General features: G+C 62.8%; 10 protein-coding genes. 6 read left to right on the top strand and 4 right to left on the bottom strand.

Annotated features, from left to right (window positions below; translation table 11 throughout):
• Nucleotides 1-40: 40 nt before the first annotated feature.
• On the bottom strand, nucleotides 41-1,021 hold the full coding sequence (gene rfaD / locus AC1RT6_RS16595) for an ADP-glyceromanno-heptose 6-epimerase (protein WP_079446126.1): 981 nt from the start codon (nucleotides 1,019-1,021) through the stop codon (nucleotides 41-43).
• A gap of 347 nt (nucleotides 1,022-1,368) precedes the next feature.
• On the opposite strand from rfaD, the gene waaF reads away from it, so the two are divergent.
• The 3 genes from waaF (at nucleotide 1,369) to AC1RT6_RS16580 (ending at nucleotide 3,761) form a co-directional block, all read left to right on the top strand.
• A complete protein-coding gene (waaF, locus tag AC1RT6_RS16590; protein ID WP_079446125.1) occupies nucleotides 1,369-2,439 on the top strand; it encodes a lipopolysaccharide heptosyltransferase II in 1,071 nt (356 codons plus the stop codon).
• A gap of 177 nt (nucleotides 2,440-2,616) precedes the next feature.
• A complete protein-coding gene (locus AC1RT6_RS16585) occupies nucleotides 2,617-3,210 on the top strand; it encodes a D-sedoheptulose 7-phosphate isomerase (RefSeq protein WP_493029546.1) in 594 nt (197 codons plus the stop codon).
• Nucleotides 3,207-3,761 (top strand): D-glycero-alpha-D-manno-heptose-1,7-bisphosphate 7-phosphatase, encoded by a 555-nt coding sequence (locus AC1RT6_RS16580; RefSeq protein ID WP_079446123.1) that lies wholly within the window; start codon nucleotides 3,207-3,209, stop codon nucleotides 3,759-3,761. The genes AC1RT6_RS16585 and AC1RT6_RS16580 overlap by 4 nt, the downstream gene beginning before the upstream one ends.
• Here AC1RT6_RS16580 and waaC read toward each other — a convergent pair.
• A complete protein-coding gene (gene waaC, locus AC1RT6_RS16575; protein WP_493029545.1) occupies nucleotides 3,758-4,702 on the bottom strand; it encodes a lipopolysaccharide heptosyltransferase I in 945 nt (314 codons plus the stop codon). The two genes, AC1RT6_RS16580 and waaC, sit on opposite strands and share 4 nt — an antisense overlap.
• Before the next feature lie 186 nt (nucleotides 4,703-4,888).
• On the opposite strand from waaC, the gene galE reads away from it, so the two are divergent.
• From galE to AC1RT6_RS16560, 3 genes are all read left to right on the top strand, one after another.
• Nucleotides 4,889-5,899, top strand: coding sequence for a UDP-glucose 4-epimerase GalE (galE, locus tag AC1RT6_RS16570; protein WP_079446120.1), 1,011 nt, complete (start codon nucleotides 4,889-4,891; stop codon nucleotides 5,897-5,899).
• A gap of 120 nt (nucleotides 5,900-6,019) precedes the next feature.
• Complete coding sequence (locus AC1RT6_RS16565; protein WP_079446119.1) at nucleotides 6,020-7,828, top strand: ABC transporter ATP-binding protein; 1,809 nt, start codon at nucleotides 6,020-6,022, stop codon at nucleotides 7,826-7,828.
• A 64-nt stretch (nucleotides 7,829-7,892) separates the two neighbouring features.
• Complete coding sequence (locus AC1RT6_RS16560) at nucleotides 7,893-8,597, top strand: fumarylacetoacetate hydrolase family protein (RefSeq protein WP_079446118.1); 705 nt, start codon at nucleotides 7,893-7,895, stop codon at nucleotides 8,595-8,597.
• 38 nt (nucleotides 8,598-8,635) lie between these two features.
• Here the strand turns inward: AC1RT6_RS16560 and ligA are convergent, their stop codons facing one another.
• The gene (gene ligA / locus AC1RT6_RS16555; protein WP_079446117.1) at nucleotides 8,636-10,786 is read right to left on the bottom strand and encodes an NAD-dependent DNA ligase LigA; all 2,151 of its coding nucleotides are present in this window, start codon (nucleotides 10,784-10,786) and stop codon (nucleotides 8,636-8,638) included.
• A gap of 6 nt (nucleotides 10,787-10,792) precedes the next feature.
• Nucleotides 10,793-12,478 (bottom strand): DNA repair protein RecN, encoded by a 1,686-nt coding sequence (recN, locus tag AC1RT6_RS16550; protein ID WP_079446116.1) that lies wholly within the window; start codon nucleotides 12,476-12,478, stop codon nucleotides 10,793-10,795.
• Between the last annotated feature and the right edge of the window lie 74 nt (nucleotides 12,479-12,552).

The raw sequence follows: 12,552 nt of genomic DNA, 5'->3' as shown, positions 1-12,552 counted from the left end.
GAAAACCGGTTTTCACTTTTCGGGATCATGGTCCAGCACGTCAGCGAAAGCGATCATCGCGATCCAGATAGCCTTTGACATAGGCATCGACGGCTTCCTCCAAAGGCGTGAAGCCTCCGTTGTAACCAGCGCTTTGCAAGCGCTCGATATCTGCTTGCGTAAAATACTGGTAGGCCCCGCGAATCTGTTCAGGCATATCGACGTATTCGATATTCGGCTTCGTGCCAAGCGAGGCATAGGCCGCAGTCATCAGATCGCGAAAGCTGCGCGCCTCGCCAGTTCCCACATTCAAAAGACCGTTGACCGAAGGCGTCGCAAACAACCACATCATCACACGAACGACGTCGTCGACGTAAATGAAGTCGCGGCGCTGATCGCCATCGGCGACGCCTTCACGGTGCGACTTGAACAACTGCACCGGGCGGCAGCCTTTCACATCGCCGAAGCGGCGCGCCAGCACGCTCATCATGGAGCCTTTGTGATATTCATTCGGTCCGAACACGTTGAAAAACTTCAGACCAGCCCATTGCGGCGGCAGAGCACCACCTTTGGCGGCGCGGTCCACAACGGCCATGTCGAACAGGTGTTTGCTCCAGCCGTAGAGATTCATCGGCCGGAGCGCTCGCAGCGCGGACAACGATTGATCATCGCGAAAGCCCTGCGCGCCATCGCCGTAGGTTGACGCCGAAGAGGCATAGATGAAAGGCGTCATGGTCGACGTGCACCAGTCGAGCAATCGGAGCGACAGCCGGAAGTTGGTCTCGATGACGAGATCGCCATCGGTCGCCGTGGTTTCGGAGATCGCGCCGAGGTGAAAGACGGCGTCCAGGCGACGGCCGTCCAGCCAACGCATCAATTCCTCGGGTGGAACGATATCCGCAAGCTGCCGCTTGGCGAGGTTACGCCATTTGCCGTCATGTCCCAGCACATCGCACACCGCCACATCGCTGCGCCCGGCGTCGTTCAACGCGGCAACGAGATTGGATCCGATAAAACCGGCGCCCCCGGTCACCAGCAGCATGATGTCCCCGTCATGGATGTGCGACTCTTAGTGGTCCGTTCTAACATTTGCATCCCGGCGCGGCAGGCGTTCTTTGCAAATGTTAGAATCAAGAGCCCACTAGCAACCATAAGGTTTTCCAGTGGAGTTTTGAATTTGACATTCCCTTGCCGGGTTTGCGGCAAAGTGGGTGGCGAATGTCAAATTCACCCCACTGGTTTGCCCCACTCTAGCCCGCGAGGCAACTTAGGTGGGCCTGCCGTGTGACGATCGGCCGTGAAAAACAGCGCGCGAGATAACTTTACCTCACGGGTCGGAGCGGATACCGAGGACCGAACATCGATCCTGGATTGCGCATCGATTAAGATATGAAAACAGATTCACCATATGGGCCGGAAATGGCCGACCCGGACGATACCCGACCCATTCTGATCGTTCCCTACATGTGGATCGGCGACTTCGTGCGCGGCCACACGGTGGTGCGGGTGCTCAAACAGCGCTGGCCGAATCGACCGGTGGATATGCTGGTGACAACGCTCTGCGCGCCGCTGGTCGATTATATGCCCGGAGTGCGCGCTGGCGTGGTCTGGGACCTGCCCCGCAGCCGGCTGGCACCGACGCAACAGTGGAGTCTCGCCCGGCAATTGCGCGCGCGCGGGTATGGAACGGCCTTCGTCATGCCGCGCACCTGGAAATCGGCGATCGCGCCCGCGCTGGCCGGCATCCCGGAACGGGTGGGTTTTGTCGGCGAAGCGCGTTTCGGACTACTTAACCGCTGGCGGTGGGGTGAAAGAGCCCTGCCCCGCATGATCGACAGGAAGGCGTCCCTGGCGCTTCCGGCCGGGGCAGCCCGGCCACCTGAATGGCCGGCGCCGCAGCTTCGGATATCCACCGAAGACGTCACCCGCTGGCGGCAGGCGCAGGGATTGGGCGCGGGACCGGCGGTGGCGCTGGCACCCGGGGCGGTCGGCTCCAGTAAGCGCTGGACCTCCTACGCCGAGGCCGCCCGAATGCTGGCCGAGCGCGGAATCGACCTTTGGGTGATCGGCGGCCCCAATGAAAAAGCGATGGCGACCGAAATCGCAGCAACCGGGGGCCCGCGGGTCCGGGATCTCACGGGTCACGACCTGCGAAATGGCATTCTGGCGATGGCGGGGGCCACCATTGCAATATCGAACGACTCCGGTCTGCTACACGTCGCGGCTGCGATCGGAACGCCGACACTGGGAATTTTCGGGCCGACCAGCCCCTATCACTGGGCGCCCTTGAACGGGCTCGCCGCGACGATTCAGGCGAAAACGCCTCTCCCGTGCCAACCATGCCATCGTCCGGTCTGCACCAGGAATGATCATCGTTGCATGCGCGATATCCCCGCAGCAGAGGTAATCGCGATCGCGGAACGGGTGCTTGCGGAGGCCGGCGCGCACGACGCACGTTGATGCGACACGCCATGCTTGCGTGAGTATGACGCGCTCATTACCACTGCTATAGCGTTTTCGAGCGAAGTGGATACCGGTTTGCGTGAAGAAAACGCGTTAAAATAACAATCTAGAGCTTCGCTTCTGATTCAATCAGAAGCGAAAATGCTCTGGCCATCACGGTGACAAAGGTGCGTCTTGAGCCAGAACCCGATCGCAACCCATTTTCAGCAATCGCTGACGGCCCTCCAGCGCGCAGCCAATGACACGGCGCTGCTCGCAGTCGTAAGCGACATTGCTGTCACGATCATCGACGCGCTCCGTTCCGGAAATAAAGTGCTTCTGATCGGAAACGGCGGAAGCGCCGCCGACGCCCAACACATCGCCTCGGAAATCGTCGGGCGTTACAGGAAAGAACGGCCCGGCTACGCCGCCATTGCCCTGACGACCGATACGTCCGCTCTCACCGCTATCTCCAACGACTACGGCTTCGAGCAGATTTTCGCCCGGCAGATCGAGAGTCTGGGCCGACCTGGCGACGTGCTGCTGGCGCTGTCCACCTCGGGACGGTCCCCAAACATCCTCGCTTCCCTATCCGCCGCGCGACGACTCGGACTTGTCACCGTCGGTTTTACCGGCCTCAAAGGGCAAAGCCTGCACGAGATCTGCGACCGCCTTCTCGTTGCGCCGAGCGACGACACCCCGGTGATCCAGCAGATCCACATGACCGCGGCTCACGCGATCTGCGATAACGTGGAGCACGCCCTGGTGGACGGAGCGGGCCGCAAGTGAGCGGAGCGGAGATCGCTCAGGCCGGCAAACCCGCCGCCTTCCTGGACCGTGATGGCGTCATCAATCATGACGACAGCTATATGGGTACGCGCGATCGCATTCGTTGGATGCCCGGCGTCGCCAGGGCAATCCAGCGGCTAAACGAGGCCGGCTATTTCGTTTTCATCTTCACCAATCAATCCGGTGTCGCGCGCGGCTTTTTCAGCGAGGATGATGTTCGTAATCTGCACCTGTGGATGCAGTCCCATCTAGCGTCTCAGGGCGCGCGGATCGACGACTTCAGGTATTGCCCGCACTACCCCGACGGCAGCGTCGCCGGATATCTGGAAGATCATCCCTGGCGCAAACCGAAGCCCGGCATGATCCTCGACCTTATGCAGCATTGGCCGGTGCGGCAGCACGGCAGCTTTGCCATCGGCGACCGCAAAAGCGATATCGAAGCCGCTGCCGGTGCAGGAATTCCGGGCTTCCTGTTTAGCGGCGGCGACCTCGACGCATTCGTCGCGCGGGTGCTTGCAGAGATATCCAGTGCAATCACGCCACGTGCCTAAGTAAGCAATCGCTCCGCGGCATCGATCACCTGCCCCGCGGAAGGCGGACCGTTCTTGCCGCCTAGAACCGCCATGCGGCCACTGCCGACAGGCCCGGTCAGGCCGGGATCGGTGCTGACATAGATGCCGACGAGCGGAACGCGATACGCAGCGGCAAGATGCATAAGGCCGGTATCGACGCCGATCACCAACGCCGCATTGCCGATCACCTGCGCGGTCAGATCGAGGCTCTGGCGCGGCTGGACACGACTGCCCGCGATGTCTCCCGACAGCCGCTCGGATAACAGACGTTCGGCCTCGGTGCCCCACGGAAGCACGGTCTGCAATCCGTTCGCACTCAGCCAGCGGCCGGTTTCGATCCAGTCCTCCGCACGCCACGTTTTCGAGAGCCGGGAGGTACCGTGAAGCAAGACTGCATAGGGCTGACCACCTGTCCGCATGAACGGGCGCAGACCGTAGTCAACGTCGTGGGGCGGCTGATATCCGAGCGACAGAGCGGTCAGGATCCGGTTGCGCGTCACGGCGTGGAGATCGCGCCCTACCGTGTGCCTAACGTCGTAGAATCGCGCGGCTAACGGTTCGCGGATGCTGCGACCGTCATAGCCGTGGCGCTCGCCGCGCGCGACGCGCGCCATGATCGCCGAGCGGATCAGGCCCTGAGTATCGATCACCTTGTCGAACGATCGTTCGCGAAGCCTCGCCCGGAACTTGGCGATCTCGCGCCATGTGACGCCAGCACCAAGTTGCGAACGCCAGCGTCGCGTCGCGACAGGAATGATGTCGGCGACCGACGGGTGCAGCCGCACCAACGGCGCGAACGATTCCTCGACCAGCCACGTCACCCGCAACTGCGGACATGCATGCACGGCATCGACGATCGCCGGCATCTGATGCACGACGTCGCCGAGCGAGGATGTCTTGATGATGAGAATGTCGGTCATCGACGGCCGCAGCGGCTCAAAGAAAGACCGGTTCCCGTTACAGTTTGGCAACCATAATGTCGAATCCCGAGATCAGACGGACGAAATCTGGTCGTTCACGGTCATGCTATACGGCAATTCCATTCTTTTGTGGGACACTTCGGCGACCGCGGGACCCGCCGCACACTTTGGTACAAAGGAGCAGATATGACCGTGCTTGTCACCGGTGGAGCCGGCTACATCGGCAGTCATATGGTGCTCGCGCTGGCTGAGGCCGGCGAGAACGTCGTCGTGATCGACAACCTGTCCACCGGATTCTCGTCGGCGCTCCCCGAGGGCGTACCGCTGTTTATCGGCGACGCCGGAGACGAAAATCTTGTCGAGAACGTCATCGCCCAGAACGGCATCGAAAGCATCATTCACTTTGCGGGTTCCGTGGTGGTGCCCGAGTCGATGCGCGATCCGCTCGCCTACTATCGTAACAACACGATGACGACTCGCAGCCTTCTGAACGCCGCCGTCAGATGCGGGGTCAACCGCTTCATCTTTTCGTCGACCGCCGCAGTCTACGGCAATCCCGACCGGATGCCGGTCCCGGAAGAGGCGCCGACCCGGCCGCTCTCTCCTTACGGATCGTCGAAGCTGATGACGGAGATCATGCTGCACGACGTCGCGACCGCACATGGCATGAACTACGTGGTGCTGCGCTACTTCAATGTCGCGGGCGCAGACCCACAAGCGCGTATCGGCCTCTCGACCGCGGGCGCCACGCACCTGCTGAAAATCGCAGTCGAAGCCGCGACCGGGCAGCGCGCCAAGATCGACGTGTTCGGCACCGACTATCCGACGCCGGATGGAAGCTGCATTCGCGACTTCATTCATGTCAGCGATCTGGCGCAAGCGCATCGGGCCGCGCTGACTTATCTGCAAAACGGCGGATGCTCGACCACGCTGAATTGCGGATATGGACGCGGCTATTCCGTTCTGGAAACGATCGAAGCGGTCCGCCGGGTCTGCGGCCGCAATTTCGCGGTTCACTATTCCGACCGCCGCCCCGGCGATATCATGACCATGATCGCCGACACGAGCCGGATTCGCGCGGCGCTCGACTGGACGCCGCAATACGACGACCTCGCGACCATCGCCGCGCACGCGCTGGCGTGGGAAGAAAAGCTGGCGGGCCGACAAGTCTCGGAGGCGCTCGCGGCATCAGCCTGACAAACCGGGCGAAACCCGGTTTTCGCTTGAAAAAGGCTGCTATTGCGGGCATTGAGTCGGAGCTTTCGCAATATCCCTGACGCGCGGGCAACCGCCGATTCACGGCGTCAACGGAACGCGATGACCGAACCGCCGAAGAAAATTACCGACGATCCCTATGGCGCGGCCGTCCTCATCCGCCGCCTGATCACGGAACAGGGCATGGCCTATTGGCGGCGCTACCTCGCCGCATTTGCGCTGATGGCCGTCTCCGCGGCGGCGACGGCGACCTCGGCCTACCTGCTCGGCGAAGTCATCAATCAGGCTTATGTGGACCGCAACGTCCACGGCATTTTCATGCTGTCGATTGTGGTGCTCGTCATCTTCGTGGTCAAGGGTGCGGCGACCTACGGTCATTCCGTAATCCTGTCCCGGATCAGCAACGCCATTCTCGCCAATAATCAGCGCCGCTTGTTTGCGAAGCTGATGAGCGAGAGCATCGGCTATTTCTCGCAGCGACATTCATCGGAGTTTCTCGCGCGGCTCACGGCCGGCGCGACATCGGTCACCCAGGTGCTCAACCTGCTGATCAACGCCGTGGGTCGCGATCTTTTGTCGTTGATCGCGCTCGTCGTCGTGATGGTGATGCAGGATCCGTATATGTCGCTGCTTGGCGCGCTGGTGGCGCCGCCCGCGATGATCGTGCTGCGCAAGCTGGTCAAGCGCATCAAGGGACTGGCGCACATGCAGTTCCATGGCACCGCCGACATCATGGAGACGATGCAGGAGTCGCTGCAAGGTATTCGGACCGTCAAGGCGTTCACGCTCGAACAGACCATGCGCGAGCGGATCGACGCCAGCATCGCCGCGGTGGAGCAAACCAACAACAAGATGGCGCGGGTTTCGAACCGCGCCAGCCCGCTGATGGAAACGCTTGGCGGTTTCGCCATCGCGGGCGCGCTGATGTATGGCGGCTATCGCGTTGTCGCCATGGGCGCGACGCCGGGCCAGTTCTTTTCGTTCCTCGCAGCCTTTCTCTTGGCCTATGAGCCAGCCAAGCGGCTGGCCCGTCTCAACATCGAACTCAACAGCAGCCTGATCGGCGCGCGCAAGCTGATTGAAATCGTGGACAGCCCCGCCAGCGAGCCGGACGACAGTGACAAGCCCGCTCTGCAATTGACCGACGCGCGCGTCGAGTTGCAGGATGTCACGTTCGCCTATCGCGCCGACGAGCCCGTGCTCAAGCGCATGAGCTTTGTCGCCGAGCCGGGCAAGATGACGGCGCTGGTCGGCCCATCGGGTGGCGGAAAATCCACCGTGCTGGCGCTCCTGCTGCGCCTGTATGAAGCCACCGACGGCGACATCCTGATCGATGGGCAGGTCATCTCCGGCGTATCGCGCACATCGCTACGCCAGCAGACTGCCTATGTCGGCCAGGACGTTTACCTGTTCCGCGCCACCATCCGCGAGAACATCGCGTTCGGCCGCCCCGGCGCCAGCGAGAACGAGATCGTCGCGGCGGCGAAAGCCGCCTGCGCTCACGACTTCATTATGAGCTTTCCGCTCGGCTACAATACCCCTGTGGGCGAGCACGGCACCCAGCTCTCCGGCGGGCAACGCCAACGCATCGCCGTGGCGCGCGCACTCATCAAGGACGCGCCGATCATCCTGCTGGACGAGGCCACCGCCGCACTCGATTCGGAATCCGAAAAGCAGGTGCAGGAAGCGATCGAGCACCTGTGCCGCAATCGGACCACGATCGTGATCGCGCACCGCCTGCATACCATCATGCATGCCGACGCCATTCTTGTGGTCGAGAACGGCGAGATCGTCGAGCGCGGGCGCCACGACGACCTGCTGCGGAGCGGCGGACGCTATGCTTCGTTCTTCCGCCTGCAGCATCGTGAGACAGCGCCGCTGACGCTGGCCCCCTTGAGCGCGTCAGCGTAAGCTCATTGCGATTGTCCGCAATGACGATCTCGTCGCGCCAGCGCAGGCAGAGCGGAGAGTTCGCATGAGCGTATCGTCGTTCGTGATTCCACAGCCGCCCCAACCCGTCATCGCGGTCGCAGGCGACGACAGATTTTTTCCGGTCCGCCGCGTCTGGTGCGTCGGGCGCAACTATCTCGACCATATCCGCGAATTGGGCCACGACGAGCGCGCGCCGCCGTTCTTCTTCGCCAAACACGCCGACATGATCGACGCCAACGGCGCGGTTATCCCCTATCCGCCCCTCACCCAGAATCTGCATCACGAAGTCGAACTGATCGTCGCGATGAAGAGCGGCGGCTTGCGCATTCCCGCCGACACCGCGCTCGATCACGTCTACGGCTACGCCGTCGGCATCGACCTCACCCGGCGCGACCTGCAAAACGCTGTGCGCGAAAAGAAGCAGCCCTGGGAGATCGCAAAATCGTTCGATCACGCTGCGCCCTGCAGCGCTCTGCAACCCGCCGCCAGGATCGGGCATCCGTCGAAGGGCCACATCTGGCTCACGGTCAATGGCAAGGAAACCCAATCCGGCGATCTCGCGCAGATGATCTGGAATGTGCCGGAGATCATCGCGCAGCTCTCGCAACAGGTCGCGCTTGACGCCGGCGACATCATCATGACCGGCACGCCAGCCGGCGTCTCCCCCCTTCAGCCGGGCGACCACGTCGAATGCGGCTGCGACGGCGTCGGTACGCTGACAGTGACGATCGGCCAGCCAGCAGCTTGAGCGCCATCACGTCCTCGACGCACCACTCAGGAAACCGCTTACCCCTCGATCAGTTGCAGCCACTCGTCTTCCGAAATCACCTTCACGCCGAACTTCTCGGCGTCCTTGAGTTTTGAGCCAGCTCCGGGACCAGCGACGACAAGATCGGTCTTTTTCGACACCGAGCTGGACGTTTTCGCGCCCATCCGCTCAGCCGATGCCTTAGCCTCGTCGCGCGTGAATTTTTCCAGCGAACCCGTGAACACAACGGTCTTGCCGGCCACGGCCGAGTCGCTGCGGGCCTGCGCGACCGGCAGCACTTCGATCTCAGCGAGCAGATCGTTCAGCGCCTTGACGTTGCGCGTCTCAGCGAAGAACTCGACCACTGCGTCGGCGACGATATCGCCGATGCCTCCGATGTTGTTGAGGTCGGCATAGGCTTCGGAATCATTGCCCGCTTCTGTCTGCGCCGCAGCGGCCTCCGCCATGGTGCTGCGAAAATTCTCGATGCTACCGTAATGCCGCGCCAGCAGCTTGGCGTTGCCCTCGCCGACATGGCGGATGCCGAGCGCGAAGATCAACCGGTTCAGTTCGATCTTGCGGCGAGCGGAGATCGCAGCGAACAGGTTGCGCACCGAGACCTCACCATAACCTTCGCGATCACGCAGCTTCTTTGTCGCGCGCGCGTCGCGCTTCTGCAACGTGAAGATATCGACCGGATGCATGATGAGGCCATCGTCATAGAATTCCTGAATCTGCTTTTCGCCGAGACCGTCGATGTCGAAGGCAAGACGCGAGACGAAATGCTTGAGCCGCTCCACCGCCTGCGCCGGGCAGATCAGTGCTCCGGTGCAGCGGCGCACCGCCTCGCCCTCCTCGCGCACGGCGTGACTGCCGCAGATCGGACACTTGTGCGGAAACGCATACCGCTTGGCGCTCGTTGGCCGCTTGTCGATGACAACACTGACCACCTGCGGAATCACGTCACCAGCGCGCTGCACCACCACGGTGTCGCCGACGCGAAGATCAACACCATCGCGGATCGGCTGGCCGTCATTTCCAATGCCTCTAATGTAGTCTTCGTTGTGCAGCGTCGCGTTTTGCACCACAACGCCGCCAACGGTGACGGGCTCAAGCCGCGCCACCGGCGTCAATGCACCGGTGCGGCCGACCTGAATGTCGATGCCCTTGAGGATCGTGATCGCCTGCTCGGCAGCGAACTTGTGCGCGATCGCCCAACGTGGGCTTCGCGATACGAAGCCGAGCCGTTCCTGCCAGTCGAGCCGGTTGACCTTATAGACCACGCCATCGATGTCGTAGCCGAGCGTGACGCGCTGCTCGCCGATGCGGCGATAAAACGCCAGCACCTCCTCGACGCTATGACACAACTCGATCAGCGGATTGACGACGAATCCGATGCCCCTGAGCCACTCCAGCATGCCGTGTTGGGTGTCGGCGGGCCGATCCGTCATTTCCCCCCATGCATAGGCGAAGAATTTCAGCGGTCGCGACGCGGTGACCGCGACATCCTTCTGCCGCAACGAACCGGCGGCCGAATTGCGAGGATTGGCGAACACGGTATCGCCAGCTTCTTGCTGCTTTTTATTCAGCGCAAGAAAATCCTGCTTCAGCATGTAGACCTCGCCGCGCAACTCGCAGGCGGCGGGAATGTTGCGGCCTGTGAGCGTCTGCGGCACGTCCTTGATAGTACGGACATTGGCGGTGACATCCTCGCCGGTGAAGCCGTCGCCGCGCGTCGCCGTGCGCACCAGTTCGCCGCGCTCGTAGCGCAATGATAGCGACAGGCCATCGATCTTCGGCTCGGCGACAATGGCGGGGAATTCGTCCGGGGCAAGCTTCAGAAAACGCCGGATGCGTTCGACGAATTCGGCGACCTCCTCGTCGCTAAAGGCATTGCCGAGCGACAGCATCGGCACCGCGTGCTGCACTTTCGCGAAGCCGCGCGCGGGGGCGGCTCCGACGGTCTGCGTGGGCGACCTTGCAGTGACGAAGTCCGGAAAGCGGGCCTCGATCGCTTCGAGCCGCTGCCGCAGCGCATCGTAGGCGGAGTCTGAAATCGTCGGCGCGTCTTTTTGGTAATAACGTTCGTTATGCGTCTCGATCTCAAGCGAAAGCCGCTTGTGCTCAACCCGAGCCTGCGACCTGGTGAGGAGATCGACGGGCGGAGGCGTTTTGGGCTTCGCCGCCACAGCGACTTACCCCGCCGCTTTCAGCAGCCGGTCCGCGGCGGCGCGAGCCTCCGCGGTGATCTCCGCACCGGCGAGCATCCGCGCGATCTCCTCGCGGCGGTGATCCTCAGCCAGCGTCGCAACACGCGTGGCGACGCGCTTGCCGCGATCCAGCGCATCCTTTGAAATGAGCAGATGCTGATCGGCCCGCACCGCGACCTGCGGCGCGTGCGTCACCGCCATCACCTGCACCTTGCCAGCGAGCCGCGCCAGACGCGCGCCGATTGCGTCGGCCACCGCACCGCCGACCCCGGTGTCGATCTCGTCGAACACCAGCGTTGGTGCCGAGCCCTTGTCGGAGAGCACCACCTTGAGCGCCAGCAGGAAGCGCGACAGCTCGCCTCCCGAGGCGACCTTCATCAGCGGCCCCGGTCGCGTGCCGGGATTGGTCTGCACCCAGAACTCGACGCGGTCGAAGCCTTGCGGTCCCGGTGCCGACGGGTCGGACTCGATCTGCGTGGAAAATCTGGCGCGTTCGAGTTTCAGCGGCGCAAGCTCGACGTTGACTGTCTTGTCGAGTTTGTCAGCAGCCTTCGTGCGCGCGGCCGAAAGTTTCGCCGCTGCCGCTGAATAACGTTTGTCGGCGGCGGCCGCCTCTTTTTCCAGAACGGTCAATCGATCCGCGCCGGCGTCGATCAGCGCGACCTCCGCAGCGTATTTCTTGGCAAGCGCAGCCAGGCCGTCGACCGGCGTCGCATATTTGCGCGACGCCGCGCGCAGCGCGAACAGCCGTTCCTCGATGCGCTCCAGCTCGGCCGGATCGAAATCGGCGGCAATGAGCGCCGCCGCGAGATGCTGGTCCGCCTCCTCCAGCGCGTTGATGGCGGCATCGATGGCCCTGACCGCCGGCTCGACCAGTTGCGGCGAATTCGCAGCTCGCCGTTCCAGCCGCCGCACCGCAGCCGCCAGCACGCTCACCGGTGAGCCATGACCGCTGACGACGTCCTGCGCCTCGCGCAGGTCGGTCGCGATCTTTTCGCCCGCCATCATCGTGGCACGGCGTTCGGCAAGCGCGGTTTCCTCGCCGTCCTGCGGTGCGAGTTGCGTTAACTCGTCGGAGGCATGACGCAGAAACTCGGCCTCTCGCGCGGCGCGCTCCACGCCGGCGCGATGATCGTCAAGCGCCGCGCGGGCGCGGCGGCGAGCTTCCCACAACACCTCCAGCGCGGCGACTTCGGTGTCCAGCCCCGCAGAGGCATCGAGCAGCCGACGGTGGGTCGATGCATCGACCAGCGCCCGCTCGTCATGCTGGCCATGAATTTCCACCAGCGTCGCGCCTACCGCCTTCAAGGTCTGCACGCTGATCGCTTGATCATTGATGAAGGCTCGGGTGCGACCGTCGGCGAGTTGAACCCGTCGAAGAATCATCTCGCCCGAATCTTCAGAAATAGAGCCGTCGATGCCATTGGTGGTCAGGATGACGCAGGCCGGATGGTTCTTGGGAACATCGAAGGTGGCCGTGACCTGCCCCTGCTCCGCGCCGTGACGGACCAGCCCGGCATCGCCGCGACCGCCGAGCGCCAGCGCAAAGGCATCAAGCAGAATGGATTTTCCCGCGCCGGTCTCGCCGGTCAGCACCGCAAGACCGGAGGCGAACTCGATGTCGAGCCGCTCGATCAGGACGATGTCGCGGATCGAAAGGCGCGCAAGCATAGGAGGCCGGTTCCTGCCGAAAGTCGTTGAGAGGTGCAGAGAAGCGTGGCACGGAGACTAGCGAAGTTCGGATC

It is taken from the genome of Nitrobacter sp. MLSD-S21 (assembly GCF_058809865.1).
The sequence above is the reverse complement of the archived record's forward strand: the minus strand, read 5'-3'. Positions and strand labels throughout refer to the sequence as shown.

Excerpts from the sequence above, each read along its gene's own strand:
- rfaD (WP_079446126.1), bottom strand. The coding sequence starts at position 1,021 with ATGCTGCTGGTGACCGGGGGCGCCGGTTTTATCGGATCCAATCTCGTT.
- waaF (WP_079446125.1), top strand. The coding sequence starts at position 1,369 with ATGAAAACAGATTCACCATATGGGCCGGAAATGGCCGACCCGGACGAT.
- waaC (WP_493029545.1), bottom strand. The coding sequence starts at position 4,702 with ATGACCGACATTCTCATCATCAAGACATCCTCGCTCGGCGACGTCGTG.
- galE (WP_079446120.1), top strand. The coding sequence starts at position 4,889 with ATGACCGTGCTTGTCACCGGTGGAGCCGGCTACATCGGCAGTCATATG.
- AC1RT6_RS16565 (WP_079446119.1), top strand. The coding sequence starts at position 6,020 with ATGACCGAACCGCCGAAGAAAATTACCGACGATCCCTATGGCGCGGCC.
- AC1RT6_RS16560 (WP_079446118.1), top strand. The coding sequence starts at position 7,893 with ATGAGCGTATCGTCGTTCGTGATTCCACAGCCGCCCCAACCCGTCATC.
- recN (WP_079446116.1), bottom strand. The coding sequence starts at position 12,478 with ATGCTTGCGCGCCTTTCGATCCGCGACATCGTCCTGATCGAGCGGCTC.